This window comes from Acidovorax temperans (genome assembly GCF_028596105.1).
In the GTDB taxonomy this organism is placed as follows: domain Bacteria; phylum Pseudomonadota; class Gammaproteobacteria; order Burkholderiales; family Burkholderiaceae_C; genus Acidovorax; species Acidovorax temperans.
On record NZ_CP117193.1, the window covers coordinates 3,984,185 to 4,009,647 of the forward strand.

Consider the following 25,463-nt stretch of genomic DNA (forward strand, 5'->3'; position numbering starts at 1 on the left):
GTCCTCACGGGTTGCCGTAGAAATTCACCGGCTGGGGCGTGTACGGCGTGCCGCTGCCCAGGAAGCGGCGCCGCACCTCCCGGGCCCGCTCGTGCACGGCCACCTGCCGTGCCTGCTCCAGCGCGACGGCCCGGTCCTGCGTGAGCTGCAGCTGCTGCGCCTGGATCGCCTGCCGGGACTGCAAGGCGAGCAACTGGTTCGTCGCCTGCATGGCCTGCAGCGCGCCCACGGCGGACTGGCTGCGGTTCACGAGCTCCGCCAGCGCCTGCTCGTCCGCCGCGAAGTTCTGCACCGCCTGGGACTGCACCTGGGTCGCGGTGCGCAGCGCTTCCAGCGAGTTGGTCCAGCGCCTGCGCGCATCGAACACCATCTGGGCACTGGTGACGGAAGCGCTGAAGGACTCGGGATACAGCTCGCTGAACTGCACCTCCATCTGCTGCACGTTGAACGCCAGGCCCTGCGCCTGCCGGATCAGCCGGTTCGTCGCTGACAGCGCCGAGCGCAGTTGCGACAAGGCGCTGAAATCCAGCCCGGTCAGGTTCCGCGCCTGGTTCATCAGCATCTGGGCCTCGTTCTGCAGTTGCTGGATCTGGTTGTTGATCTGCTCCAGCGTGTTGGCGGCGGTGAGGATGTTCTGCGCGAGGTTCGTGGGGTCGATCACAACCCACTGCGCATGCGCGGCCGGAGCCGCCGCGAAGAGCGCGGCAGCGGTGAGGGAAAGCAAAGTCTTCTTCATGGCGTGTTCTCCTGAAGTGGTGAAGGAAACGAAGGGATGAGATCGGCGGCCCAGTCCAGGCCACGATGGCGCAGCCAGGCCGATGCGAAGCCAGGCACACCGGCTGCGGAGACCACCGCATCGATGGCCCGCTGGTCCTCTGGCGTGGATGCCCCGGCGAAGGCCAGCGCCACCGGCCCCAGGCCCAGCTCGAAAACACGATTGCCCAGCCGCGACTGGTAGTAGTAGTCGCGCTTGGGCTGAGCCGTAGCGACGATGTCGATCTGCCGGCTGTTCAGCCCGAACCCTTCGTAGATCACCCGGATCTGTGGCTCGGTCGCCTGCGAGTTGGGCAGAAAAATGCGGCTCGCACAGCTTTCGATGATCGCGGGCGCGATCGCGGAATCCTTGATGTCCGCCAGGCTCTGCGTGGCGAAGATGACCGACACGTTCTTCTTGCGCAGCGTCTTGAGCCACTGGCGGATGCGCGCCGCGAACACCGGGTCATCCAGGAACAGCCAGGCCTCGTCGAGGATCAGCAGGGTGGGCGCGCCGTCGAAGCGCTCGCCGAAGCGTGCGAACAGGTAGCCCAGCACGGCCATGACCGCGGCCTTGCTGGGCATCAGTTCCTCCATCTCGAAGCCCTGCACGTCCGCCGTGCCGAACCGGTCGGCATCGGCATCGAGCAGCCGCCCATGGGCGCCGCCCAGCACGTAGGGCGCCAGCGCCTGGCGCAGCGCGTTGCTCTGCAGCAGCACCGACAGGCCGGTCATCGTGCGCTGCTCCACCGGGGCGCTGGCCAGGCTGTTCAGCGCCGACCAGACAGCATCCTTCTCGGGCGGCCCCACGGCCACGCCCTCCTGCAGCAGCCGCCCTTCGATCCACTCGGCCGCCCAGGCGCGGTAGCCCTCCCGGTCGATGCGCGCGAGCGGCTGGAAGGCGATCGCTCCACCATCCTCCGGATCCGTGCCCAGGTCGTAGTGATCGCCGCCCAGGCCCAGCACGGTGGCGCGAATGGAACGGCCCATGTCGAAGGCCAGGATGCGCGAGCCGGGATAGCGCCGGAACTGCAGCGCCAGGGTCGCCAGCAGCACCGACTTGCCCATGCCGATGGGGCCGACCAGCAGCGTGTTGCCCACGTCCCCGATGTGCGTGACCAGCCGGAACGGCGTCGCGCCGTCGGTGCGCGTCACGATCAGCGGCGGCCCGTCGAGGTGTGCATTGCGCTCCTGCCCGGCCCACACGGCCGACAGCGGCATCAGGTGCGCGAGGTTCAGCGTCGAGATGATGGGCTGGCGCACATTGGCGTAGACGTTGCCCGGAATCGAGGACAGCCAGGCCTCCACGGCGTTCAAGGTCTCGGGGATGGTGACGAAGCCCCTCCCCTGGATCGCGCGTTCGGCCTGTCGCAGCTTCTCATCGGCGGCAGCAGCATCCCGGTCCATCACCGTCACGGTGGCGGTGACGTAGCCGAAGGCCACCTGGTCGCTGCCCAGTTCCTGCAGCGCCGCGTCGGTATCGGACGCCTTGTTGCTCGCGTCAGTATCGACCAGCGGGCTCTCCTGGTTGAAGATCGTCTCGCGCAGCAGCGCGACGATGTTCTTGCGCTTGGCGAACCACTGGCGGCGCAGGCGGCCCAGTTCCTTCTCGGCTTCTGCCTTGTCCAAACAGAGGAAGCGCGTGCTCCAGCGGTAGGCGAAGCCCAGGCGATTGAGGTCGTCGAGGATCCCTGGCCAGGTCGAGGTCGGGAAGCCGCGGATCGTCAGCACGCGCAGATGGGCATCGCCCAGCATGGGCGCGAGCCCTCCCACCAGCGGACGGTCCGCCAGCAGCGCATCGAGGTGCATCGGCACCTCGGGCACGGTCACCGGATGCCGGGCCGTCGAGATGCAGCCATGCAGATAGGTCAGCGTTTGCGCATCGTCCAGCCAGCCGATCTCAGGCATCACGCCTTCCAGCAGCCCCAGGAAGCGCTCGGACTCGGCGACGAAGGCTTCGAGACGCTCCCGCCAGTCCACGCCTTCGGTCTTGCGGTTCTCGTACAGCAGCCGGCCCGCGCGCGCCCTCGATTCCTCCGGCGGCAGGTACAGCAGCGTCAGGTGGTAGTGGCTCTCGAAATGGCTCCCGGCATCCTCGAAGCCGGCGCGCCGCTCCTCGTCCACCAGCCATGACAGCGGCTCCGGGAAGGACGATTCGGGGTAGTCCGCGGCTTCGCACCGCTCGGCTTCCACGAACAGCGCCCAGCCCGAACCCAGGCGGCGCAGCACGTTGTTCAGCCGCGCCGACGTGGCAACGAGTTCACCCCGCGTCGCGCTGTCCAGGTCCGGTCCGCGAAAGCGCGCCGTGCGCTGGAACGAGCCGTCCTTGTTCAACTCGACACCCGGTGCGACCAAGCCGGCCCAGGGCAGCCAGTCGGCCAGCAGCGCCGGGCGCTGGCGGTATTCGGTGAGGTTCAGCATAGCGGCCTCTCCTTCACACGTCCAGCAAGGGACGGTGCTTGATGTGCCGCGCGAACACGGCCATGAACTGCGCATCCATGCGCGCGCCCCAGACCGCCAGCGAATGGCCGGCGATCCAGAGCACCAGGCCCGGAATCCACAGCTGCAGCCCGAGGCCCACGGCGGCGGCCAGCGTGCCGTTGGCGATCGCCACCGTGCGCGGCGCGCCGCCGAGCAGGATGGGCTCTGTCAGCGAACGGTGAAGAGGAACCTCAAAGCCCTGCACCTCGAACCCAGGAGCGATCCCCTGCGCGCTCATGCCAGCACCGCCCCGCCCGAGAACGAGAAGAACGACAGGAAGAACGAGGACGCCGCGAAGGCGATCGACAACCCGAAGACGATCTGGATCAGCTTGCGGAACCCGCCCGAGGTATCGCCGAAGGCCAGCGCCAGCCCCGTGGCGATGATGATGATCACCGCCACGATGCGGGCCACCGGCCCCTGGATGGATTCGAGGATGGACTGCAGCGGCGCCTCCCAGGGCATGCTGGAGCCGGCCGCGTGCGCGGGCAGCGCCACGACCAGAAGCAATGCGGCCAGAGCCGCTGCTGGCAGATACGGCTTTACGGATAGACGCGGAATCGTCATGTCGGTTCTCCTGTGGTGGATGACGGTGGTGTGGAAATAGAGGGGAGCGCAGGCCCCAGAGAGGCATCGAGCTGGTAGCCCTGGCTGCCGTGGCCGATCACGCGCACGATCTCGCGCACGCGGCGCGCATGGCCGCGTCCGGCGATGAAGACGATCACGTGCACGGCTTCGGCGATCAGTGCGCGCGGCACGGTCACGCTGACCTCCTGCACGAGCTGTTCGAGACGCGTGAGCGCGCCATGGGCCGAGCCCGCATGCACGGTGGCGACGCCGCCGGGGTGGCCGGTGCCCCAGGCCTTGAGCAGGTCCAGCGCTTCGGCGCCCCGCACCTCGCCCACCACGATGCGGTCCGGCCGCAGCCGCAGCGTGGCGCGTACCAGGTCGGCCATCGTGCTGACGCCCGGTTCGGTGCGCATGGCAACAAAGTCGTCGCTGCGGCATTGCAGCTCCACCGTGTCTTCGAGGATCAGCACCCTGTCGCCGGTGACCGCGATCTCATCGAGCAGCGCGTTCGCCAGCGTGGTCTTGCCGGTGCTGGTGCCGCCGGCCACGACGATGTTCTGGCGCTCCCGCACGGCCTGTCGCAGGAAGGCCGCCTGTTCACCGGTCATGACGCCATCGGCCACGTAGTCGGCCAGCGTCATGATGCGCAGCGCCCGTTTGCGGATGGCGAAGGACGGCGCACGCACGATGGGCGGCAAGGCACCCATGAAGCGCTCGCCCGTCTCGGGCAGTTCGGCCGACAGCAGCGGCGCGCCAGAATGCACCTCGGCGCGCACGTGAGCGGCAACCAGACGGATGATGCGTTCGGCCACCGGCGGCGGGATCACGTGCCCCGTGGGCGAGCGGCCGGTGCCCAGCCGGTCTACCCAGAGCGAGCCGTCCGGGTTCAGCAGCACCTCGACCACCTCAGGATCTTCGAGCGCTTCCGCGATCTCTTGCCCCATGGCAGTGCGCAGCATGCGAATGCGGCGCTGAGCGGGTTCATCGCCAGGCAAACCGTCGATGCGTTTCATGCGATACCCTCCCCATTGCCTTCGTTTCCAACTGGCGCAGCCTCCTCCGACGGGCCCATCTCCTCATGGATCTCGCGCACCAGGCTGCGCCCACGCTGGATGTGACGCGCGAGCTGTTCGATGAACTGGGCATAGCGCGCTCGCCCCTGCGCGCGCAGGGCGTCTTGCTGGTGCTCGGGCACCGGCAGTGCCAGGGTGAGGTAATGGCGCAGGTACAGCGCCAGGGTCTCGATCAGGATGGACTGGTCGCGCTCCAGTCGGTCGAACTGGCGCGAGAGCCGGTCCAAGCGCTTGGCCATGGCCGCCTCGCGCTGGTCCATGGCATCGGGCGACAGGAACGAGGCCAGCGCTGCCGCGATCACCGACGACTTCGAAACCCCGCGGTGCGCGGCGAAGTCCTCCAGGCGCTTCGCATGCTCGGGCTCAACGAAGATATTCAGGCGAGCGCGGGTCATAGGGCGATCCCGTCGTCAGGGTCCAGGGCGGCCAGACGCGCAGTGCGCACCAAGTCGCGCTCCAACTGGCGGTCGAAATCACGCGGCAGCAGCGGCGCGCCATCGTCATCGCGCTCGTCGTCGAGCAGGATCAGGTCGCCGGCATCGGGCTCATGCATGGGTTTCTCCACCACCTCCAATTCCGGCTTGAGCTGGTGGCCGCCCTCGTCGGCAAGGCCGGCAGCGTCGCCGGCCCCTGCAGCTGACTGAACCACAAGCACGGGCAGCGTGCTCCAGTCGTCCAGGCGCACCACGGGCCGATCCGCATAGACCCCACCCGCGAGGACCGGTGCTGGCGATACTCTGGCCGTGAAGTTGCGGTCCAGGTAGTAGCGCAGCTTCTTCGCACGGATTGGAGGGTGGCCCGACACCATCACCACCGCATCGTCGGGCGGTAGTTGCATCACCTCGCCGGGCGTGAGCAGCGGGCGCGCCGTCTCCTGGCGCGACACCATCAGGTGCCCCAGCCACGGTGCGAGCCGGTGCCCCGCGTAGTTGCGTTGCGCACGCAACTCGGTCGCGGTGCCCAGCGAATCCGAGATCCGTTTGGCCGTGCGCTCGTCGTTGGTGGCAAACGCGATGCGCACGTGGCAGTTGTCGAGGATGGAGTGGTTCGGGCCATAGGCCTTGTCGATCTGGTTGAGCGATTGCGCGATCAGGAAGGCCCGCAGCCCATAGCCCGCCATGAAAGCCAAAGCCGACTCAAAGAAATCCAGGCGGCCCAGCGCAGGAAACTCGTCGAGCATCAAGAGCAGCTTGTGGCGCCGCGCGATGCCGTCCGAGCCGTCCAGCGATTCGGTCAGGCGCCGGCCCACCTGGTTGAGGATCAGCCGGATCAGAGGTTTGGTGCGGCTGATGTCCGAGGGCGGCACCACCAGGTACAGCGACACCGGATGCTCGGCCGAGATCAGGTCTGCGATGCGCCAGTCGCAGCGCGAGGTGACTTCGGCCACCGTCGGATCACGGTACAGGCCCAGGAAGCTCATGGCGGTGGACAGCACGCCCGAGCGCTCGTTATCGCTCTTGTTGAGGACCTCACGCGCGGCCGAGGCCACGACGGGGTGCACCTGATCGCTCAGATGCTGCGTGGTCATCATCCGGTGCAATGTCACCTCGAACGGGCACGCGGGATCGGACAGGAAGTTGGCGACGCCGCGCAAGGTCTTGTCTTCCACGGCGTAGAGCACGTGCAGGATGGCGCCGACCAGCAGCGCGTGCGAAGTCTTCTCCCAGTGGTTGCGCCGCTCCAGCGCGCCTTCGGGATCCACCAGGATGTCCGCAATGTTCTGCACATCACGCACCTCGTGCGCGCCGCGCCGCACTTCGAGCAGGGGGTTGTACGCTGCCGACTTCGCATCGGTCGGGTTGAACAGCAGGCAGTGCGAGAAGCGCGAGCGCCAGCCGGCCGTCACCTGCCAGTTCTCGCCCTTGATGTCATGGATCACGGCCGAGCCATGCCAGGACAGCAGCGTGGGCACAACCAAACCGACGCCCTTGCCCGAGCGCGTGGGCGCGAAGGCCATCACGTGCTCCGGGCCCTCGTGGCGCAAGTAACTGCCCTCCTTCGATGGCGCACGTCCCAGAAAGACACCTGCCGGGCCGGTCAGCCCGGCCTTGGCTATCTCCTCGTGCTCGGCCCAGCGGGCCGAGCCGTAAGTGGTAACGCGCCGGGCCATGCGCGAGCGCCATACCGCCATGCTGATGGCCACGCCCGTGGCCAGCAACCCGCTAGACGCCGCGATGACACCTCCGCGCAAGAACACTTCTGGCGCATAAGCGTCGTACCAGTACCACCATTCGAAGAGCTTCCAGGGTTCGTAGACCGGCACATCCGCCGCGAAGAACCACGGCGGCCCCAAGCGCGCCTGGTAGCCCAGCGCGTGTGCGCTCCACTGCGTGGCGGCCCACACGCCGCCCAGGGCAACAGCCGTGACAGCCGCGATCTGGCCGAACAGGATGCCCGTGTGCCCGCTGGATGCGCCGTGCTCGCCGATATAGGATCGAGATGCCATGCCCGCTGGTTCCTTCGGCGCCTGCGCGCGCCATGTGCGTGCGTGCCCACAGCACGCATCGCAGGAGTTTGGAATTGATGCGTCGCACAGGCCACCCATCTGGGCGTAGCGCAGCGCAGGCTGGCGGATGCGTCAGAGAAAACGCAGGTGGCTGGCTGGAATCCTGGGAGCAGATGACATGGTGGCCCGCGGCTTCGCAGGCTATGAAGCATCTCCGCTGCGAGCCATACAGTCCAAGGCCGATGGAGAGGCGACCATGCCCTGGAGCACCGGGTTGCGTAACGTTTATGACAGAGTGCTGACGTGGGTAAGGAAACGTTGCACCGGCCCCGCGATGCCGAAGCGCTGATGCTTGTGCAGCACGTAGGTGACGATCTGCTCCTCCTCCGCGAGCGGGATCACCACGACGTCGCTGCGATGCAAGGTCTGGGCATGGCCCGCATCCGCAAGTCCCACCCCCACGCCAGCAGCGATGCGGGTGACATAGCCCTGCGCTGTAAATGCCACGTCGGCGACGGTGGTCTGCTCCGTGTGGCGGCGCACGATATCGCGCATCTGCGCAAACATGCCCGGCAGGCGGTCTTCACTGCACGACAGCAGCGGAAACGCCAGCAGTTCCCGCAGCGAGACCACCGAGCGGGAAGCCAGTTCATGGGTACAGGGCAGCATCGCCATGAGCCGGTACCTCCATGCCGGCCGCTGGGCGATCGCGTCATCTTCGGGAACGCCAAACGAGAAGCCGATATCCAGATCTTCGTGCTTCAAGGCGGCCGCCAGTTCGCGCGCCCGCATCTCGATCAACTCCAGCGGCACTTCCGGTGCAACGCTCTGCCAACGAAGGAAGCACTCCGAAAGCAAAGGCTGCGAGATCCCATCGGCCACGCCGATGCGCAGCGGTGCCTGGTAGAGGGAGTGGGTCTGGCGCACAGCGCGTTTGGTCCGCTCGAAGCGGATGAACAGCTTGCGCGCTTCCTCCAGCAGCCGCGCCCCAGCCGGGGTCAGCAGCAGCTGGCGCGGCTTACGCACGAACAGCTGCACGCCCAGTTCATCCTCCAGGTCGCGCACAGCGCGCGACAGCGGCGTCTGGTCGATGTGCACGCGCTCGGCCGCCCGAGTGAAGTTCAGTTCTTCCGCCACAGCGATGAAGTAGCGCAGGTGGCGAAGTTCGATCACGCACTTTTCCCCCTTAGATCAAAAACTCAAAAGTCCACACCCTGAACCTTCACCAATGCTTCGGGGGAACCTATTCTGCGACTACCCAATCTGCATGTTGGTGACCCCATTTCGGTCGCCTCGTGATAAGGCCTTCTCCGACTTTCTTCTCGCGCCTTCTGTGTCAGCGGTTTACGTCCACCACAACGCGACCACGGACTTGCCCGGCGAGTAATTCGGAGGCAGTGGCAATGGCCTCGCCGAGACCAATCTCACGCGTCATCAACGCCAGCTGTGTCACATCAAGGTCGCGCGCCAATCGCTGCCAAGCCAGCAGGCGCTCTGGCAGAGGGCACATCACACTGTCAATACCCACCAGCGTCACGCCGCGCAGAATGAACGGAGCGACCGTCGCCGGAAAATCCCTGCCTCCGGCCAACCCGCAGGCGGTCACAGTGCCGCGATACTTCATCTGCGCGCAAATATTGGCCAGCGTGTGGCTACCGACAGTATCAACGGCTCCTGCCCAGCGCTCCGCTTCCAGCGGCTTTCCCTGCGCACTGAAGTCAGTCCGCGCCAGAATCTCCTTGGCTCCGAGTTGCTTCAAATAATCGGCCTCCTGTGGCCGCCCGGTTACCGCTGCTACCGCATAGCCAAGCCGGCTGAGCAAAGTCACCGCAACACTGCCGACACCACCTGCGGCGCCTGTGACCACCACAGGCCCATCTATGGGCTTGACGCCATGCCGTTCCAACGCCAGCACACACAGCATCGCGGTGTAGCCGGCAGTCCCGATCGCCATCGCCTGCGCCGGTGTGAACGCATCTGGTAGCGGGACAAGCCAATCGCCGCTCAAACGCGCACGCTGTGCCAAACCGCCCGTATGCGCTTCACCAACGCCCCAGCCATTCAGCACAACGCGGTCACCTGACTGCCAGCGCGGGTGCTGACTTTTGATCACCGTGCCAGATAGATCGATGCCTGGCACCATTGGAAAGCGCTTGACGATGGGTGCCTTGCCAGTGATGGCGAGCCCATCCTTATAGTTCAGCGTAGAGCGCTCAACCTGCACGGTCACGTCGCCTTGCGACAGTATTCCTTCGTCTATGTCACGCAAGGTGGCGCGATAGCCGGATTCGTCTTTTTCGATGAGGATGGCTTTGAACATTGCCTACTGCCCTGACAAAGTGATTGAAGAGTCGCGACGTGCACAAGAAGGATGATCAATGCTGCAAGGCGAGTAGACCGGCGCTTCGCCCCCGGCCACCTCGCGAAACAACGCAACGGTCTTTGTTGGATCCAATCCGTCATCTCTGGTGACAAAGCGAATCTTGGCCCCACGCACACCGCCCTTCGCGTTGACAGCTGAGAAATAGGCCGCCGCGCCCAACTGAGTTTCTCGTGCGTAGAACGACACAGGACCGCTGAAAGGCGCGACTTGGGCAACGACGATTTCTTTCTCTGCCGCGTACACGCTGCACACGAGAACTGCGAAGAGAAGCGCCGCACCCAAGGCTCGGATGCGCTGCCGCACGCCCCTCACGACCGGGAGGGAGGTCAAATGAGAATGGAGTCCGTCCATCTGAATGGAACCAATCAGAAGCGCCAGCTAATGCCGGCATGGACCAGCAGCGGGTTCAGGCGTATCGAGGCTTCCGCGGGTGGGCCACCGAACGCAGGAACCGTGCCCCTGGCCGTCGTCTTCACGTAGATCTTCTTGATATCGAGAAAGAGCCCCCATCCGTTGGACAGTGGCACATCGACCCCCACCTGCAGCACGCTGCCCCATGCACTCTTCACGTCCAGCTCCGCGACCGCACCGTCCTTGGACTCCAGTACGGCCGTGTAGTTGATGCCGGCTCCCACATAGGGTTTGAACGAACCGGCGTCAAAGTGATAGTGCGCGGACAGCACCGCAGGACCGTACTTCACTCGGCCCAGTTGCAAGCCATCGACTGGGCCGCCCTTTCCGATCAAGGTGGTGGTCGGCGGCAAGCCCGCGGTCAGCGACACGATGACGGACGGAGCCACTTCGTAGCCTATCTCGACGCCCAGCGAAACATTGTTCTTGGCATCGGCGTTGGCGCCATTGACAGGGGCGCCCGCGACAACCAGTCGCGTATCGGTATTGAACTGAACCCCGACCGGGCCGACGTGCGCCCAGAACTTCTTGTCGGCCGATTGCGCGTGAGCGGTCAGGGTGAGCATCATCGAGAATGCGGATGCAATGCGCATCCAGAACAGCTTTGACATAAGGTGCCTCCTTTGTGTGATATCGCTTCGAAAGAGCGATGCTGATGAACCTGTTTGAATGACGCGGACCTGCATTCCGTCTGCAAGCCGGCCTTGACTTGAAGCGTTGGCGCAGACTGTCGTAAGGCAGATCAAACGTCGATTGCGTGCACCGCCTTGATCTTTTCGCGCAGCACGGTCTTCTGGACCTTGCCGGTGGACGTCTTGGGCAATTCACCGAACTCGAATCGGCGCGGCAACTTGAATCCGGCTAGGTGAAGGCGGCAGTGATCTCGCAATTCCTCCGCCGACACCGAGGCGCCGGGAAGCAGCTCGACGAAAGCACCGGGCGTCTCGCCCCAGTGCGCGTCAGGACAGGCCACGACCGCAGCCATCAGCACTGCCGGGTGAAGGCTCAGCACATCTTCGACCTCGATGCTCGAGATGTTCTCGCCGCCGGAGATGATGATGTCCTTGCTGCGGTCTTTGACCTTCAGATAGCCGTCTGGATGCTTGACCGCCAAGTCCCCGGTGCGGAACCAGCCCCCGGCGAATGCATCCGCAGTGGCTCCGGGGTTCTTCAGATACCCCTTCATGACGATGTTGCCGCGGAAAACCACCTCGCCAATCGTTTCGCCGTCCGCCGGCACAGGCGCCATGGTCTCTGGATCGACCACATCCACGGCGTCCTGCAAGTGGTAGCGCACCCCTTGCCGGGCGTTCAGGCGCGCCAGTTCGTCCGGATCGAGACCATCCCATTCGAGTTGCGGCTCGCACACGGCGGCGGGACCATAGACCTCCGTCAGGCCGTAGACGTGCCGCAGTTCGAAGCCCATCCTCGACATCTCCGCCAGCAGTGCAGCAGGCGGCGCGGCGCCTGCCACCATGGCATGTACCCGATGACTGATGTGCGCGCGGCAGGATGCGGGAGCGCTGGCCAGCAGCTTGTGCACGATCGGTGCGCCGCAGTAGTGCGTCACGCGATGCTCTGCGATCAGTGCCAGCGCTTTCTCCGCATCCACCCTGCGCATGCAGACATTGACGCCGGCCCGCGCGGCGATGGTCCAGGGAAAGCACCAGCCGTTGCAGTGAAACAGAGGCAGCGTCCACAGGTAGACGGGATGCCTCGGCAGATCCCACTCCAGGATGTTGCTCACCGCGTTGAGGTACGCCCCGCGGTGGTGGTAGACCACGCCCTTTGGCCGGCCCGTCGTGCCCGACGTGTAGTTCAGGCAGATCGCATCCCATTCATCAGCGATGGGCACACCGTCGAAACGCTCGTTGCCGTCTGCCAGCAGCGTTTCATAGTCGACTGTGGCACTCGCGGCCGGCTCGCCGCCAAACGATGCATCAGCCACATCCACCACGAGCAGCGACTGCCCGCAGCCTCGGATGGCTTCGTCGGCCAGCGGCGCGAACTCGCGATCAACCAGCAGTACTCGTGCCTCGGCGTGTTCGAGCATGTAGCGGATGCTGTTTGCGTCCAAACGCGTGTTGAGCGCATTGAGCACCGCGCCAGCCAACGGCACGGCGAAGTGGAGTTCAATCATCTCCGGCGTGTTCGGCAGCAAAGCCGCCACCGTGTCGCCGGGCTCGATGCCACGCCGACGAAGGGCCGATGCAAGGCGCCGCACACGGGCCCAGGTCTCGCGCCAATTGCGCCGCACGTTGCCATAGACGATGGCCGTGCGGTCACCGTGAACTTCGGCCGCACGACGGATGAAGACGAGGGGAGTGAGCGGCGCATGGTTGGCCGCGTTGCGTTCCAGTCCGGTAGTGTCCATGATCGTGCCCTTGACGGCGTCATCCCGCCTCGCTGGAAACCGGCTCTGCATGGATGCGCTCGTGCTTCTGCAGCTTGAGCAGGTCCAGCGCGACATCGACGATCATGTCTTCCTGGCCGCCGACCATGCGGCGCTTTCCGAGTTCCACCAGGATGTCCACGGTCTTCAAGCCGTACTTCTGGGCCGCCACCTCCGAATGGCGCAGGAAGCTGCTGTACACGCCGGCGTAGCCCAGCGCCAGCGTCTCGCGGTCCACCCGCACCGGGCGGTCCTGCAGCGGGCGCACGATGTCGTCGGCCGCATCCATCAGCTTGTACAAGTCACAGCCATGAGCCCAGCCGAGGCGTTCCGCGGCGGCGATGAACACCTCCAGCGGCGCGTTGCCAGCGCCAGCGCCCATACCGGCCAGGCTGGCATCGACGCGGTCGCAACCTTCCTCCACGGCCACGATGCTGTTGGCAACGCCCAGGCTCAGGTTGTGGTGGGCGTGAATGCCGGTTTCGGTCTCGGGCTTGAGCACGTCCTTGAAGGCGCGGAACCGCATCCGCACGTCATCCATGCACAAGGCGCCGCCGGAGTCGACCACGTAGCAACAGGTTGCCCCGTAGCTTTCCATCAACTGTGCCTGCTTGGCCAGGCCCTGCGGGGTGTTCATGTGGCTCATCATCAGGAAGCCAACGGCCTCCATGCCCAGGTGGCGGGCGTACTCGATGTGTTGTTTGGAGATGTCGGCTTCGGTGCAGTGCGTGGCCACGCGCACGATGCGCGCGCCGGCGTCGTAGGCGGCCTTCAGGTCGTGGATGGTGCCGATGCCCGGCAGCAGCAGCGTGGCGATCTTCGCGTGCTTCACCACGCTGGCCACGGCCTCGATCCACTCCAGGTCGGTGTGGGCGCCGAAGCCGTAGTTGAAGCTGCCGCCCTGCAGGCCATCGCCGTGGGCGACCTCGATGGAGTCCACCTTCGCCTCGTCCAGCGCGCGGGCGATGGTCCTGGCGTTCTCAACGCTGTACTGGTGGCGGATGGCGTGGCTGCCGTCGCGCAGCGTCACGTCAGAGATGTATATCTTCTTCTGTGTCATGGAAGTGTCCTCAGGCAACCAGGGTGGCGAGCAAGCGCTCGGCCATCTTCTCGGCGGTGCGCAGCGCGGCGCTGGTCATGATGTCCAGGTTGCCGGCGTAAGCCGGCAGGTAGTGGGCGGCGCCTTCGACCTCCAGGAAGATCGAGGTCTTCAGCCCGGTGAGACGGTCGCCCACGCCGGGGATGCGAATCGGCCGGTCGGATTCGATACGGTCGAACTGCACGCGCTGCTTCAGGCGGTAGCCGGGCACGTAGACCTGCACCGCGGCGGCCATGCGCTGCACCGAATCCTCGATCTTGTCGGTGTCGGCGAAGTCGCTCAGGGTATAGACCGTGTCGCGCATGATCAGCGGCGGCTCGGCCGGATTCAGGACAATGATGGCCTTGCCCTTGGCCGCGCCGCCGACCACCTCGATGGCCTTCGACGTGGTTTCGGTGAACTCATCGATGTTGGCGCGCGTGCCGGGGCCCGCGCTCTTGCTGGAGATGCTGGCGACGATCTCGCCGTAGTGCACGTTGGCCACGCGCGACACCGCCGCCACCATCGGAATGGTGGCCTGGCCGCCGCAGGTGACCATGTTGACGTTGTTGGCGTCAAGGTGGGCCTCGCCGTTGACCACCGGGATGCAATAGGAGCCGATGGCCGCCGGCGTCAGGTCGATCATGCGCAGTCCGGGCTTGTGCTGGCGCAGCAGGGCGTCGTTCTTCACGTGCGCGCCGGCGCTGGTGGCGTCGAACACAACGTCGATGTCGGCGAACACCGGCAGGCGCGTCAAGCCTTCGGCGCCTTCGTGGGTGATGGCCACGCCCATGCGCTGCGCGCGCGCCAAGCCGTCGGAGGCAGGGTCGATGCCGACCATGGCGCCCATTTCGATGTGCTGGCCATGCCTGAGGATCTTGATCATCAGGTCGGTGCCGATATTGCCGCTGCCGATGATGGCAGCCTTGAGTTTTCGGGTCATGGTGATGCTCCTTGGAATCAGTTCGCCATCGCGTCGGGTCGCAAGGCCTGCTGCTGTATGCGCGAGACCGGGATGACCCCGGCAGTGAATGGGATCGTTCGCACAGACTTATTCCTTCGCGAAGGCGGCGGTCACCGATCCAAGTCCGGCTATGCGTACATCGAATACATCGCCCCCCGCCACGGCGACCATCGGCCCCAGCGCACCGGAAAGCACGGTATCGCCAGCACGCAGCGGACGACCGGCCCGGGCCATGACCTTGGCCAGCCAGAGCGTTGCGTTGAGCGGCGAACCCAGGCAGGCCGACCCTGCGCCAGAGGACACCGGCGTGCCTTGCCGTTCCATCACCATGCCTGCCTGGCGCGCATCGAAGTCACTTAGCCGCTTCGGCGTGGAACCCAGCACATATAGGCCCGACGAGGCGTTGTCGGCAATGGTGTCGGTGATGCGGATCTCCCAGTTCGCTATCCGCGAGCCCACGATCTCGATCGCCGGAACCGCGAACTCGATGGCGCGAAAGAGGTCAGCCACAGTCAGTTGATCACCTTCGAGGTCACGGCCGAATACAAAGGCGATCTCGGCTTCGACCTTGGGCTGCAGCACGTCCTTGAGGGAGACTTCTTCACCCTCGGTTCGTGCCATATCGGCGAACAGCATGCCGTAGTCCGGCTGTCCAACCCCGAGTTGTTTCTGGACGGCCACGGAGGTCAGTCCGATCTTGCGTCCCACCAGGCGCCGCCCCGCTGCCAGCGCCCGCTGGGTGTTGATCTCCTGCACCGCATAGGCCGCGTCGAGATCCCTCTCGCCGATCAGATTGCGTACCGGCGCCACGGCCACCCCGGTCCGGGCCGCCTCGTACAGCAGGTTGGCGGCTTCACTTACCGCACTGGTCAGCACCGTATCCGGTTTGCTCATTCGATATTTCTCCTCAGTTCATGTCTTCTGCGATTTCCGTGTGCGCTGCCCTGCCGCTCGGGATCGACGGCATATGCGGGTGCGAGCGGGGGGGTCAGCCTAGCGTCCAGCCAGGCTGGCGGTTCATGCGGGCGGCTGGAACTTGTGCCCCCAGATGCTGATGCGGTCGTAGCGCACGACCGACCAGCGGGGGGGCATCTCACGGGCACCCCAGCCGTACTCGACCGCAAAGCCCGAAGGCGTGGCCCCGTAGAACGAAACCATGTGGTCGTTCGTATGCCGGCCGAGCGTCATGACGATCGCGCGTTCAGCATCGAATCTGTCGTAGGCCAAGCCAACGTCGTCCATGCTGTTGGTTTGCAGCATGAAGTGATGGAGCTTCTTCGGCCCGGGCAGCTTGCCAAATGCGAAAGTGTGGTGGCGGCCGTTGCAGTAGAGGAAGTAGACGGTCAGGGTCATCCCCTCGCCGACCGTCCAGTCGATGACGTCGGCAAGCTGGAGACCCAGCCCCTTGGTATAGAAGGCGAGCGCTGCGTCCACGTCCGGGACACTGAGTACATAGTGACCGATACCCTGGTCGCCGGTCTGGAATCCCGTGACGCCGGTGGGTGAAGCGAACGGCCGCTCGAACAGCTCGGTGCCGCCGTAGTAGACCTCGACGCGGTTGCCGAACGGGTCGCTACAGGAAATAAGCCCAAGCACACCGCGCTTGGCGGCCAGTTCCCGACCTTCGACCTTGACAGCAACGCCGTGGGCCTCCAGGCTTTCCTTGACTTCTTGCAGTCCTTTCTCGCTGTCCACCTCGTAGCCGGCAAACAGGTAGTCGTCCGCAGTGCCCTTGCTGACCGATAGCCGCCAGGTGCGCGAGTCGATCCGGAACGTGGCCTCCGCCTCGTTGGCGGAGGCTTCCATCGCCCCCAGCTTGCTGGTAACGAAGGAGCGCCATGCCGGCACATCCGCAACTTCGAAGCCCATATAGCCCAGTCTTTGAATGCTCATGTCATTTCTCCTTTATCAAGCGAAGTGTTTATCGAGCTGCGCACCAAGACTGGCTTCGAACAAGCCGCGCACACCCATGCCGCCGTCGAAGTTCAGCACGCTGCCGGTGAGCGGGACGGTATCCGCGCGCGTGGCGAAGAACACGTAGGCTCCGGCGTATTCCTCGGCGGTGGCCACCCGCCCGGTCGGAAGGACAGGACCCAGCATGTCGGCCAGTGGCATCGTCGCAATGGTTTGGTCTTGCAGACCCAGCGTCTTGAGCCCGCGCAGGTCGCTGCCGAGGATCCCTCCAGGGGCGATGCCGTTGACACGGATGCGAGGCCCCCATTCATGCGCGAGCTGCTTGACCAAGCCGATCACGGCATGCTTGCCCGCGGTGTAGAGAACGCCTCCGCCACCAGGGTAGAAGCCAGCGTTCGACACGGTGAAGATCGCGCTGCCTTTGCTCTTGTACAGCGCGGGCAACGCGGCCTTGGCGGCCAGGATGTAGCCTTTGACGTTGATCGCGAACATTTCGTCGAAGGCTTCCGAGATGCCGTTGTCGGGAATGTCCGCCAGTTGGGTCAGGTAGTCCCAAACGCCGGCGTTGCCGATCAGGCAATCGAGCTTTCCGAAGGTCTCGACGCAGCGCGCCACGGCTTCACGATGGCTGTCGAGCGACCGAACATCGCCCTCGATGCCGACCACGGCATCGCCGTGGCGCTTCCTGATTTCCTCCAGGCCTGCTGCCGACTTGTCCAGCACCGCGACGCGGGCGCCCTCTGCGACATAGCGATCGACGATCGCTCGCCCCAGTCCGGCGCCTCCGCCCGTCACCAATGCCACTTCACCTTTGAGTTTCATGCTGAGTCTCCTTGTTGTGCACGCACGAGATCGCGCATGCTGTTTGAAAAATCTGCCAGCCGCGCCGGCTCGATGGCTGCACGCGCTTCCACCAATCGGGCCGCCATCGCGAAGTCACGCGGCGCGTCGACCGCGACGACGGCCTGAATCCTTCCGTCCCGCAGCCGGAACAGCAGCGCCGCGCCATCCCCCAGCGTGCCGCGCAAGACGAATTCGCCCGGCCCTTCGATATCGCCCGCCATCTGCATCCGATGCCCGGCGATCTCCGTCCAGGACACGGGCACCTGCGGCGCCGATCCATGCTTTCCCAGAATGGCCGCTGCCACCGCGGCGGCCTGGCGCTGCGCGTTCATGTAGGTTTCGAGCGAACGCCTGCCGCCATCGCGCAGCGGCCAACTGGCCGCATCGCCGACTGCGAATACCCCTTCGGCATGCGTCGCGCCGTGGTCATCGACAATGACGCCCCGGTCGCAGGACAGGCCCGCCTGACGCGCGAGTTGATCCTCGGGCTCGGCGCCGATGCAGACAAGCGCGTTGTCGGCGGCGAAGCGGCGTCCATCGCTGGCCAGTACCTCTTCGAGCCGGTCGTCGCCAGAGAAGCCGGCCACGCCTGTTCCCAGCTCGACCCGTACGCCGAGTTCCGTCAACAGGCCGCGCAGCCAGGCGCCGATGCGCCGGCCCAGCACACGCACCAGCAGTTCGTCGGCGGATTCCAGAATCGTCACCGCCAGGCCGAGCTTGCGCGCCGTCGTCGCGACTTCGCAGCCGATCAATCCGCCGCCTGCGATCACCAGTCGCGTTGCAGGCGTCCAGCCACGGCACAGCGGCCGCACGTCGTCGTAGGTGCGAAGCGTGACAACGCCGGTCAGTTGGCTGCCAGGCAACGCAAGCGTTCGTGCCCGGCTGCCCGTGGCGATGACTATGGCGTCTGCAGCGAACGTGCTTCCATCGTCTAGGCTGATCGTTCGAGCGTCCACGTTCAGGTTGGTGACACTTCGGCCGGACAGCATGTCGATGCGCGCCTCGCCGTACCAGTCGGCTTCCGCCAATACGGGCGGATGCTCAAGACTGCCGCCGAGCACGGCCTTGGACAGAGACGGTCGGTCATAGGGCAGATGCGGTTCGTTCCCGATCAGCGAGATCCGCCCCTCAAAGCCTTCAGCACGCAGGGCTTGCGCGGTCGTAAAGCCCGCCACACCATTGCCGATGATCGCCACATGCGTCGCCATCACTTCACCTCGCCGGCGTCAAGATCGACATGCACGTCGCCGCCTTCCACTTTGATGGGAAACACCTTGATCGGCTTGCAGGCTGGCAGCGCCTTCACCTTTCCGGTTCGAACGCAGAACTTGCCGAAATGCAGCGTGCATTCGACGACGCCACCGTCCAGATAGCCATCCGATAGCGCCCAGTTTCCATGCGTGCACGTGTCCTGCACGGCGAAGAACTCCCCGTCGACGTTGCAGACCATCACCGGCTCGGGGCCGCCTTCATGGCGCTGCATCTCGCCTGGCGGCAGGTCGGACTGCCGCATGATGTACGTCCAAGCCATGACCCGCCCTAGAAGAAGAAGCTGAGGTTGTTCGCCAGGATGGTGCTCTGGTCGATCAGGATGGTCCGATTGACAATCTCGAACCCGGTCTCGGTCTTGTTGCGGCGCAACGTGTCGCGGCGTTCGCCGGCAAAGATGTCGAGTTGCCGTTCCAGGCGATTGCGATACACGATGAAAGCGCTGGAAATCTCGTACTCGCCTTCTACCGGTCCGTCGGCGATCATCACGTTGCTCACGAGGTGCCGGGTGCGCGAAGCGGGGTTCTCCGACCAGCTCACGTCGGATGTGACCTTGCGCAGCCGGCCTTTCATCATCGCGGCATCGTCGTCGAAGTGCGCGTACTCGCCGGTGCCCGAGTACTCCAGGCGTGCGTCCCGCATGATCCGCGTGGTGCGGATCGGCATGAAGTAGTGGATGTCAGCCGCCAGCAGGGCGAACCACTCCTCAAAGCGGCGATCGTTGAGCAGCTTGGCTTCCCAGTAGTAGAACTGCTCGATTTCGTGTTGCAGCTCGGGCGCCACCGGCGCGGGTTTACGGAGAAAGACGTCGGCTCTCTTGACGGAATCAAGCATGGTCATTCCTTGATAATTTCAAATCGAAGAAGGGTCGCTAAATCGGCCTCGGCCCGAAATCGGACGCGGCTCCTGGCCAGCGCGACTTTGCGGCGTGAGGTGTCGTGATTCAGCGTGTGGCGTTCAGCGCGGCCCAGTCAGACGAGGTCATCATCCGCAGCCACTGGGCATACATCCCGCGGGCCGCTTCCTCGCTGTAGACGTTGCTGATGCGCCCGGGGTAGACCGGATCGTCGTCAATGGTCTGGCCCATGCTCATCTCCGCGTTGAACGGTCGGCTGCGTGCCTTGTGGCCGCGCAGGATGTGCTGGATCTCGACCCAGTTCTCCCCGTCGTCCTGCTCGAACACCCCGCCAGCGGAGAAGGTGCGCAGCGTCTGGCGGCGGAACTCTTCCTTGATGTCGTCGGGAGCATCGGCGTCGACCACCGTGAACGCCCACACCTCCACCTCGTTCGGCCCGCGTGGATGCCATGTCCGAACCGTGTTGATGCCTGGAAGGAAGGAGCACGTGGGAAACACAGTCATGTGCTCGGCCATGAGTTTGGAGCCGCGTTCGACGCTGCCCAGGCGCTGGGCCGCCTTTTCAGAGGCGGGGCCTTCGGTCCAGTAGCTGGTGATCTTCGGCCCCATGATGGCGAGCAGGAGATTGGGTTCTCCAATATAGAAACCGGTTCCGTGTCCGCCCCACGGCGCACGGTATTGCTTGCCGACCGTCGGCGGAGCGAGATCGGCCAGCTCAACGCCGTCCGGCAGACCGGCCAGGATGCCGGACAGATGCGAGGTCGTGCCGGCGTGGTACATGTCGCTGCAGAACTGTTCGGCGGCGAATTTCCAGTTGCAGGGGATGACCCACTTCTGCACACCCGGGATGGCTTCGGTGCCGGCCTCGGTACGGTCGAGCATGTGGTCCATGTAGAACTTCGCCTCGCCCAGATAGGTGTCCAGATCCGGGGCGTCGTGGTCCCAGTTGGCGAAGATCAGGCCCTTGTAGGTCGCGACCCGGGCCTTCAAGGGGCTCCATTCCTTCTTGTCCAGGCAAGGGAAGGATTCAGCCTCGAAGGGGACGTTGACCAGGTTGCCCGCCGTGTCGTAGGCCCAGCCGTGGTAGCTGCACGTGAAAGCCTTCGCGTTGCCGGCATCCGAGCGGCAGATGCGCATGCCGCGGTGGCGGCATTGGTTCAGGAATACAGCGATGCTGCCGTCCTTCTGCCTCACGACCAAGACGGGGTCTTCGCCCATATAGTTCGTGGTGTAGTCGCCCGGTTTCTTGATCTGGGTTTCATGCCCCAACAGAAGCCACGACCTGCCGAAGACGCGCTCCAGTTCGATCTGGTACAGGTCTTCATCCGTATAGATGCGCGGGTCGATACGTCCGGCGCGCTCGTCAAAGAGCGCCTGCATCTCGCGGGCGTTCCAGTTCTTGCGCAGCTTGATAGGGGAGGTGTCGGTGTGATTCATTGTCTCCTCACGTTTCATGGTGGTGGATGGGTGGGTGGTGGGTGATTGCGCGGTTTCGAAATCAATGAGCGCTTCGGTCTTGAGATCAGTCCTCCGTGTCGAGGAAGTCGTTGACCAAACGGATGAAGCCTTGGTTTTGCTCGATCTGCACCCAATGGCCACATCTTCCAAAGACATGCAACTGCGAGGGCTCGATCAGCTGGTTCAGGCGCAACGACGTTTCAAGGGGAACCACGCGGTCGTCACGGCCATGCAAGATCAGCGTTTCATGCCGGATCGCCCGGATGTCCTGATCGGGGCTGGCCAGCGCATCCACCCATCGCTGCCGCGGGGCGGGGAACATGGACGCGAAGGCCTCCTGGAAGCCGGGCCTGATGCTCGCGCCGTAGCGCAGTTCCGCCAGCTCATCGGAAACGAGGCTTCGGTCGTAGGCAAAGTAGTCCATGACCTTGCGCATGTTGGGCACGGACGGCTCATAGCCCCACACGGCGTCCAGCCCATCGGTGAGCTTGAAGCTCACGCCCGCTGATCCCATCAGCACCAGCCGGCGGACCCGGTGCGGAAACCGGATGGCAAAGGCCAGAGACAAGCCGCCTCCGAACGAATTCCCCACGAAATCGACACGGTCGAGTTCCATGGCGTCAAGAATCCCGACCAGATGCTCGACCCACGTATCGAGGCCATAGCGAATCCCTTGCGGCCGCTCCGTGAAGCCGAAGCCCACCATGTCCGGTGCGATGACGCGCCGGCGCCGGGACAACTCGGGCATGACCGTTCTCCAGTTCGCCCAGGCGGTCACGCCAGGGCCTGAACCATGAACGAGCAGGACCGGCTTGCCGGCGCCGACGTCATGAAGATTGGTGTCGATGCTGCCGGCTCGCACCATGCGACCGACTTCTGCGTTTGCATTCGTCATCTGCGGGACTCCAGGTGCGGTGCGACCCAGCAGTCGGCCGGAGGCAGCGCGCTGCCTCCGATCGCCGCAATGTGGTTGCATGAATGAGCGCCGCAGGGCACTATTGCCTCCATACGTAAGCGTCTTTTTTCAATCAGCATGTCGTCACTTTCAATAAATAACGTTATTCTTTCAATGAGACGATTTTGCATGCATGCTCGAATTTTCAGCTACAGGGATAACCCTATGACGACCCTCCACTTCACGCCTAGAGTCCAACGACGGGCCAACTTGGCATTCAGTGGGGTTCCGCCGAAGTGCAGAGGCGCTGCGGCGCATCAGCCGGGGAAGAACCCTCTCGGCACAGACATTCAGTCGGATGGGAACGAGCAGACCGGCAACCCCGCGTTGTGGCCAACTCAGAGCACATGCCCGCCCGTCTGGCTACCCGAGGCTTCAACGGCATGTGGGCGGCCGTTGCCGCTGCTTCGTGTGGCTGCCGGCACGCTGGTCCTGCGACGCGGCGTGTGGCATGCGGCGGCTTTGGCTTCTACGGCGGACCTCGGGTGGCACGGACCGACCCACGGCGACCATGCGGAGCGGTCTTGCGGCCTGCGTCATCGCGCGTACAGGGGGCCACTCCATCCGTTGATCGCACAACCGGGAAAATGCCGATAGCGGCCAAACAACGAAACGAAAACCATGACACAGCAAGATCAAGCAGTTCTGACTCGATTGGTTGAGTCGGCAAAGCTGGCCGAAGGGCCAGCAGCGGAACCCGACCTCGGCCCGAAAAGGCGAAAAGCCTCAACCGCCATCGAGTCCACCTATGCCACCCTTCGCAACCGGATCATCAAGGGAAGCTACCCCCAGGGATCAAAGCTCCACCTCGAAACGCTCAAGTCGTCGCTGGGTGTCAGCGGAAGCACGCTGCGCGAAGCATTAACGCGCCTGATTGGAGAGCATTTCGTCGTCGCCGAAGGGCAGAAGGGGTTCAAGGTCGCCCCGATGTCGCTTTGCGATCTCGACGACCTGACGAACGCACGCATCACGTTGGAAACCACGGCCCTCGTCGAGAGCATCCAACTCGGTGGCGGCGACTGGGAAGACCAGCTTGTCACCAGTTTCCGTCGACTGGCTCGGGCGCAGGAGTGGCTCGAAGCCGATCCGGTAGAGGCCTTCGACGCTTGGGAAACGAGGAACCAGGAATTCCACAACGCGCTCGTGGCCGCCTCTCCGTCCAAATGGCTCGCGAACTTCAGAGGAATCTTGCTTCACAACTCCGAACGCTATCGCAGGTTGTCCGGTGCGCAAGGCCCACTTCCTGTCGAAGTGCACGAGGAGCACAAGGCAATCTTCGAAGCCGCGATGGCCCGTGATGTGGATCAGGCGGTTTCGGCGCTTTCGCAGCACATTCGCCGAGCCGCCAATGTAATCCGTTCCAACGGATTGCTAAAGGAGCAGGAAGAATCCAGATGACGCTTCTCGCGCTCGGCCTCGTGACCATGTGCATGGTGGCCGCGAAATATCCGGGTTAACGCAACACGGCGAGTTCGAGCCATCACGGATTGACAACGATCCACGAGACGACCGACTCAACGAGAAGCGCCGCGCTGAAGACCAAGGTTCCAGGTTACCGACGATCCCCGTACCACGGCGCTGAGCTGCTGTCCCAGGCGCTGCTCGATCACGGGCTTCCACGGCACCAGCTGGAAGCCCATGCCGTCGTCGAGCATGGCGAAGCGGCCACTGGCGAGCTGGATGGACTGGCGGTAGACGCCGCTGGCGAGTTGACCGTCCTGCACCGGGCGCCAGGCCTTGCCGGTTTGCTGCTGTAGTTCCTGGCCCACCTGGGCCAGTTCGCGGTCGCGCAGGATGGCCAGCAGGCTGCGCGCCAGGATGACGCGCTGGCCCCGACGCTCGGCCATCCCCTGCCGGACCAGGAAGTCCACACGCTGGTCCATGGCCTCGCGTACCTGCGCGCCGAAGCCCTGCCCGGCCGGTCGGCTGTTGGCGTCGTCCGCCACCAAACCGCGGTCCAGCCAGGTCGCGCCCATCGCCTTGACTTGCTGCTCGATAGGCAGGTGCGAGCGCAGTTCGATGGCATGCCCTGCGGCCTTGTGCGCATCGTGCTGCCGGGCCTTCTGCAGCAGATCTGGCGGCACGGCCCAGACGCCATCAGCCACGCGCTCCACGATGCCGCTGCGGCGCAGCGCTTCGAGCCGGCGCACGTGCACTTCGGCCGTGGCCTGCGGATCGCGGTCGCCCATCTGCGCGAGCTGGTCCTGGTGGCTGGCCGTGGTGTAGATGCCGTCCCTGGCCACCGCCAGGATCTTGCGGTCCACGGCCCTCACCTGCGCAGGTGGCCTGGCCTCCACGATGCCGTCGATGGGCAGCTCGGCCAGATCGGTGCCGGCCGGCAGCTTCAGGTAGTGCGCCCGGCCGTCGATGCCATCGACCACCAGATAGGGCCGGTCGTGCAGTTCATCGTCCAGGCCCTTGGCCGCGATGCGCCCGATGACGGGTGCATCCGCCGGCGGGTCCGTCACCAGCTCCCGCTGCTCACCCTTCATGGCGCGGTGCATGGTGCGCAGGATGTCGTCGCGCTCGCCCATGGCGGCCAGGGTCTGTTCCATGCTGGGCGAGAGCTGCCAGCGGTTGGCATCGATGCGCTCGGCCAAAGCCATCGCTTCGAGCCGCTGCAGTCGCGCGCGCAGCAGGGTCTGGCGCTGCGCTCCCTGGGCAGTGCCCGGCGCCTCAGTCAGGTCCACGACGTTCACTGTGGCCTGCCGCTGCAGTTGCCGGTCCAGGCTGGTCAGGCGATGCTGGTCCACCTCGCGCTGCAGGCTCCGACGCATCTCGGCCTCGGTGCGCGGGCCCAGCCATTCGGTGGTGATCTCGCTGGCTCGCAGCCGCATGCCGTGGGCCATGTAGTCGGGCGCGATCACCAGGTCGCGGCCCTGGCGCCCGCTGCCGATCCAGCCCCGCAGCACGATGTGGGTATGCGGGTTGTCGGTATCCCAGTGGTCTACCCCCACCCAGTCCAGCGGCGTCTCCAGGTCGGTCTCCATGCGTTGCATGAGCTGGCGGGTAAAGCCCTTGAGGTCTTCCAGGTCCACGGCGTCCTCGGGCGAGACGATGAAGCGGAACTGGTGGCGGTCGCCCCGGCCGCGCTCCTCGAAGCCCCTGAGGTCCGCCGCGTCGGTGTCGGCACCGTAGGCCTGGCCCTTCTGGCCGTCCCGGGTGACGCCCTCGCGCTCGATGTAGCGCAGGTGCGCCGAGACGGCGGTTGCGCCGGCGCGCCTGAGCACCACGAAGCGGGACTTGATGACCACTCGCCGGGCGTTCGCGCCCAGGCCGCGGCCCGCCATGCCAGCGGCCACGCGGCCCCGGCCGAAGGTCGATGCCGGGCGCGCGCCGCGTGCGCCCGAGGCCTTGGCGCCGGACTTGGAGACGGCCTTGAGCACTTGCGACACGAAGCCCTTCGGCTTCGCTCCGGAGCGCGCCTTGGGCGGGCTCGGGCGGACGCGGAAGTGGTCTTCGTCAGCGGATGCCATGGTGGAACCTCCAGCGCATCAGGGCGCAGTGCATCGGGAACGGCACGCGCAGGCAGCCCGCAGCGATGGCGAAACGGCTCCCGCACGGCACACGCGGCCGCAGGCGCGGTGCCGTGCCCAACCCACGTGCAGACTGGGCAG

Annotated in this window: 25 protein-coding genes; 2 read left to right on the forward strand and 23 right to left on the reverse strand. The window is 65.1% G+C overall.

Features of this window, described 5'->3' with window-relative positions; translation table 11 throughout:
* Positions 1–4: 4 nt before the first annotated feature.
* The 22 genes from trbJ to PQV96_RS18715 form a co-directional block, all read right to left on the reverse strand.
* Complete coding sequence (gene trbJ, locus PQV96_RS18615) at positions 5–736, reverse strand: P-type conjugative transfer protein TrbJ (protein ID WP_270174401.1); 732 nt, start codon at positions 734–736, stop codon at positions 5–7.
* The gene (trbE, locus tag PQV96_RS18620; protein WP_270174402.1) at positions 733–3,174 is read right to left on the reverse strand and encodes a conjugal transfer protein TrbE; all 2,442 of its coding nucleotides are present in this window, start codon (positions 3,172–3,174) and stop codon (positions 733–735) included. The genes trbJ and trbE overlap by 4 nt, the downstream gene beginning before the upstream one ends.
* Positions 3,175–3,187: 13 nt before the next feature.
* Positions 3,188–3,472, reverse strand: a complete 285-nt coding sequence (locus tag PQV96_RS18625) for a VirB3 family type IV secretion system protein (RefSeq protein ID WP_270174403.1) — start codon at positions 3,470–3,472, stop codon at positions 3,188–3,190.
* Positions 3,469–3,801 carry a TrbC/VirB2 family type IV secretion system protein gene (locus tag PQV96_RS18630; protein ID WP_270174404.1) on the reverse strand — a complete coding sequence of 111 codons (333 nt, stop codon included), beginning with the start codon at positions 3,799–3,801 and terminating at the stop codon, positions 3,469–3,471. The genes PQV96_RS18625 and PQV96_RS18630 overlap by 4 nt, the downstream gene beginning before the upstream one ends.
* Positions 3,798–4,817: a P-type conjugative transfer ATPase TrbB gene (gene trbB / locus PQV96_RS18635; protein ID WP_270174405.1), complete on the reverse strand. Its 1,020-nt coding sequence runs from the start codon at positions 4,815–4,817 to the stop codon at positions 3,798–3,800. The genes PQV96_RS18630 and trbB overlap by 4 nt, the downstream gene beginning before the upstream one ends.
* Positions 4,814–5,272: a CopG family transcriptional regulator gene (locus tag PQV96_RS18640; protein WP_270174406.1), complete on the reverse strand. Its 459-nt coding sequence runs from the start codon at positions 5,270–5,272 to the stop codon at positions 4,814–4,816. The genes trbB and PQV96_RS18640 overlap by 4 nt, the downstream gene beginning before the upstream one ends.
* A complete protein-coding gene (locus PQV96_RS18645) occupies positions 5,269–7,323 on the reverse strand; it encodes a conjugal transfer protein TraG (RefSeq protein ID WP_270174407.1) in 2,055 nt (684 codons plus the stop codon). Before PQV96_RS18645 ends, PQV96_RS18640 begins: the two co-directional genes overlap by 4 nt.
* A 285-nt stretch (positions 7,324–7,608) precedes the next feature.
* Positions 7,609–8,496 carry a LysR family transcriptional regulator gene (locus PQV96_RS18650; protein WP_270174408.1) on the reverse strand — a complete coding sequence of 296 codons (888 nt, stop codon included), beginning with the start codon at positions 8,494–8,496 and terminating at the stop codon, positions 7,609–7,611.
* A 163-nt stretch (positions 8,497–8,659) separates the two neighbouring features.
* Complete coding sequence (gene acuI / locus PQV96_RS18655) at positions 8,660–9,643, reverse strand: acrylyl-CoA reductase (NADPH) (protein ID WP_270174409.1); 984 nt, start codon at positions 9,641–9,643, stop codon at positions 8,660–8,662.
* A 3-nt stretch (positions 9,644–9,646) separates the two neighbouring features.
* Positions 9,647–10,057, reverse strand: coding sequence for an ABC transporter substrate-binding protein (locus PQV96_RS22360; protein WP_270174410.1), 411 nt, complete (start codon positions 10,055–10,057; stop codon positions 9,647–9,649).
* Positions 10,058–10,071: 14 nt separating this feature from the next.
* On the reverse strand, positions 10,072–10,728 hold the full coding sequence (locus PQV96_RS18660; protein WP_270174411.1) for an OmpW/AlkL family protein: 657 nt from the start codon (positions 10,726–10,728) through the stop codon (positions 10,072–10,074).
* Positions 10,729–10,859: 131 nt separating this feature from the next.
* Positions 10,860–12,491 (reverse strand): acyl-CoA synthetase, encoded by a 1,632-nt coding sequence (locus PQV96_RS18665; RefSeq protein ID WP_270174412.1) that lies wholly within the window; start codon positions 12,489–12,491, stop codon positions 10,860–10,862.
* Positions 12,492–12,510: 19 nt separating this feature from the next.
* Positions 12,511–13,569, reverse strand: coding sequence for a 4-hydroxy-2-oxovalerate aldolase (gene dmpG / locus PQV96_RS18670; RefSeq protein WP_270174413.1), 1,059 nt, complete (start codon positions 13,567–13,569; stop codon positions 12,511–12,513).
* A 10-nt stretch (positions 13,570–13,579) separates the two neighbouring features.
* Positions 13,580–14,530 carry an acetaldehyde dehydrogenase (acetylating) gene (locus PQV96_RS18675; RefSeq protein ID WP_270174414.1) on the reverse strand — a complete coding sequence of 317 codons (951 nt, stop codon included), beginning with the start codon at positions 14,528–14,530 and terminating at the stop codon, positions 13,580–13,582.
* 108 nt (positions 14,531–14,638) lie between these two features.
* Positions 14,639–15,445 carry a toluene degradation hydratase TodJ gene (gene todJ / locus PQV96_RS18680; protein ID WP_273623856.1) on the reverse strand — a complete coding sequence of 269 codons (807 nt, stop codon included), beginning with the start codon at positions 15,443–15,445 and terminating at the stop codon, positions 14,639–14,641.
* A 123-nt stretch (positions 15,446–15,568) separates the two neighbouring features.
* Positions 15,569–16,444 carry a biphenyl-2,3-diol 1,2-dioxygenase gene (bphC, locus tag PQV96_RS18685; RefSeq protein WP_273623857.1) on the reverse strand — a complete coding sequence of 292 codons (876 nt, stop codon included), beginning with the start codon at positions 16,442–16,444 and terminating at the stop codon, positions 15,569–15,571.
* Between the two features lie 15 nt (positions 16,445–16,459).
* Positions 16,460–17,287, reverse strand: a complete 828-nt coding sequence (bphB, locus tag PQV96_RS18690; protein ID WP_012250639.1) for a cis-2,3-dihydrobiphenyl-2,3-diol dehydrogenase — start codon at positions 17,285–17,287, stop codon at positions 16,460–16,462.
* Complete coding sequence (locus PQV96_RS18695; RefSeq protein ID WP_012250638.1) at positions 17,284–18,516, reverse strand: NAD(P)/FAD-dependent oxidoreductase; 1,233 nt, start codon at positions 18,514–18,516, stop codon at positions 17,284–17,286. The genes bphB and PQV96_RS18695 overlap by 4 nt, the downstream gene beginning before the upstream one ends.
* The gene (locus tag PQV96_RS18700; protein ID WP_269446929.1) at positions 18,516–18,821 is read right to left on the reverse strand and encodes a non-heme iron oxygenase ferredoxin subunit; all 306 of its coding nucleotides are present in this window, start codon (positions 18,819–18,821) and stop codon (positions 18,516–18,518) included. The genes PQV96_RS18695 and PQV96_RS18700 overlap by 1 nt, the downstream gene beginning before the upstream one ends.
* Before the next feature lie 26 nt (positions 18,822–18,847).
* Entirely contained in the window at positions 18,848–19,411 is a 564-nt protein-coding gene (locus PQV96_RS18705) for an aromatic-ring-hydroxylating dioxygenase subunit beta (RefSeq protein ID WP_012250636.1), read from the reverse strand.
* A 109-nt stretch (positions 19,412–19,520) separates the two neighbouring features.
* Positions 19,521–20,870, reverse strand: a complete 1,350-nt coding sequence (locus PQV96_RS18710) for an aromatic ring-hydroxylating dioxygenase subunit alpha (RefSeq protein WP_262969327.1) — start codon at positions 20,868–20,870, stop codon at positions 19,521–19,523.
* An 85-nt stretch (positions 20,871–20,955) separates the two neighbouring features.
* Positions 20,956–21,756: an alpha/beta fold hydrolase gene (locus tag PQV96_RS18715; protein WP_273625281.1), complete on the reverse strand. Its 801-nt coding sequence runs from the start codon at positions 21,754–21,756 to the stop codon at positions 20,956–20,958.
* Here PQV96_RS18715 and PQV96_RS18720 point away from each other — a divergent pair.
* Both PQV96_RS18720 and PQV96_RS18725 read left to right on the forward strand, forming a co-directional pair.
* The gene (locus PQV96_RS18720; RefSeq protein WP_273625299.1) at positions 21,685–21,873 is read left to right on the forward strand and encodes a hypothetical protein; all 189 of its coding nucleotides are present in this window, start codon (positions 21,685–21,687) and stop codon (positions 21,871–21,873) included. The genes PQV96_RS18715 and PQV96_RS18720 overlap by 72 nt on opposite strands.
* Positions 21,874–22,467: 594 nt before the next feature.
* Complete coding sequence (locus PQV96_RS18725) at positions 22,468–23,244, forward strand: GntR family transcriptional regulator (protein WP_270174422.1); 777 nt, start codon at positions 22,468–22,470, stop codon at positions 23,242–23,244.
* A gap of 116 nt (positions 23,245–23,360) precedes the next feature.
* On the opposite strand, the gene PQV96_RS18730 is transcribed toward PQV96_RS18725, so the two are convergent.
* Entirely contained in the window at positions 23,361–25,322 is a 1,962-nt protein-coding gene (locus tag PQV96_RS18730) for a DUF3363 domain-containing protein (RefSeq protein WP_270174423.1), read from the reverse strand.
* Between the last annotated feature and the right edge of the window lie 141 nt (positions 25,323–25,463).

What these genes read in the sequence shown, in the direction of transcription:
- trbJ (WP_270174401.1), bottom strand. Translation starts at nt 736, where the DNA reads ATGAAGAAGACTTTGCTTTCCCTCACCGCTGCCGCGCTCTTCGCGGCG.
- trbE (WP_270174402.1), bottom strand. Translation starts at nt 3,174, where the DNA reads ATGCTGAACCTCACCGAATACCGCCAGCGCCCGGCGCTGCTGGCCGAC.
- PQV96_RS18625 (WP_270174403.1), bottom strand. Translation starts at nt 3,472, where the DNA reads ATGAGCGCGCAGGGGATCGCTCCTGGGTTCGAGGTGCAGGGCTTTGAG.
- PQV96_RS18630 (WP_270174404.1), bottom strand. Translation starts at nt 3,801, where the DNA reads ATGACGATTCCGCGTCTATCCGTAAAGCCGTATCTGCCAGCAGCGGCT.
- trbB (WP_270174405.1), bottom strand. Translation starts at nt 4,817, where the DNA reads ATGAAACGCATCGACGGTTTGCCTGGCGATGAACCCGCTCAGCGCCGC.
- PQV96_RS18640 (WP_270174406.1), bottom strand. Translation starts at nt 5,272, where the DNA reads ATGACCCGCGCTCGCCTGAATATCTTCGTTGAGCCCGAGCATGCGAAG.
- PQV96_RS18645 (WP_270174407.1), bottom strand. Translation starts at nt 7,323, where the DNA reads ATGGCATCTCGATCCTATATCGGCGAGCACGGCGCATCCAGCGGGCAC.
- acuI (WP_270174409.1), bottom strand. Translation starts at nt 9,643, where the DNA reads ATGTTCAAAGCCATCCTCATCGAAAAAGACGAATCCGGCTATCGCGCC.
- PQV96_RS22360 (WP_270174410.1), bottom strand. Translation starts at nt 10,057, where the DNA reads ATGGACGGACTCCATTCTCATTTGACCTCCCTCCCGGTCGTGAGGGGC.
- PQV96_RS18660 (WP_270174411.1), bottom strand. Translation starts at nt 10,728, where the DNA reads ATGTCAAAGCTGTTCTGGATGCGCATTGCATCCGCATTCTCGATGATG.
- PQV96_RS18665 (WP_270174412.1), bottom strand. Translation starts at nt 12,491, where the DNA reads ATGGACACTACCGGACTGGAACGCAACGCGGCCAACCATGCGCCGCTC.
- dmpG (WP_270174413.1), bottom strand. Translation starts at nt 13,569, where the DNA reads ATGACACAGAAGAAGATATACATCTCTGACGTGACGCTGCGCGACGGC.
- PQV96_RS18675 (WP_270174414.1), bottom strand. Translation starts at nt 14,530, where the DNA reads ATGACCCGAAAACTCAAGGCTGCCATCATCGGCAGCGGCAATATCGGC.
- todJ (WP_273623856.1), bottom strand. Translation starts at nt 15,445, where the DNA reads ATGAGCAAACCGGATACGGTGCTGACCAGTGCGGTAAGTGAAGCCGCC.
- bphC (WP_273623857.1), bottom strand. Translation starts at nt 16,444, where the DNA reads ATGAGCATTCAAAGACTGGGCTATATGGGCTTCGAAGTTGCGGATGTG.
- bphB (WP_012250639.1), bottom strand. Translation starts at nt 17,287, where the DNA reads ATGAAACTCAAAGGTGAAGTGGCATTGGTGACGGGCGGAGGCGCCGGA.
- PQV96_RS18695 (WP_012250638.1), bottom strand. Translation starts at nt 18,516, where the DNA reads ATGGCGACGCATGTGGCGATCATCGGCAATGGTGTGGCGGGCTTTACG.
- PQV96_RS18700 (WP_269446929.1), bottom strand. Translation starts at nt 18,821, where the DNA reads ATGCGGCAGTCCGACCTGCCGCCAGGCGAGATGCAGCGCCATGAAGGC.
- PQV96_RS18705 (WP_012250636.1), bottom strand. Translation starts at nt 19,411, where the DNA reads ATGCTTGATTCCGTCAAGAGAGCCGACGTCTTTCTCCGTAAACCCGCG.
- PQV96_RS18710 (WP_262969327.1), bottom strand. Translation starts at nt 20,870, where the DNA reads ATGAATCACACCGACACCTCCCCTATCAAGCTGCGCAAGAACTGGAAC.
- PQV96_RS18720 (WP_273625299.1), top strand. Translation starts at nt 21,685, where the DNA reads ATGAACGAGCAGGACCGGCTTGCCGGCGCCGACGTCATGAAGATTGGT.
- PQV96_RS18715 (WP_273625281.1), bottom strand. Translation starts at nt 21,756, where the DNA reads ATGGTGCGAGCCGGCAGCATCGACACCAATCTTCATGACGTCGGCGCC.
- PQV96_RS18725 (WP_270174422.1), top strand. Translation starts at nt 22,468, where the DNA reads ATGACACAGCAAGATCAAGCAGTTCTGACTCGATTGGTTGAGTCGGCA.
- PQV96_RS18730 (WP_270174423.1), bottom strand. Translation starts at nt 25,322, where the DNA reads ATGGCATCCGCTGACGAAGACCACTTCCGCGTCCGCCCGAGCCCGCCC.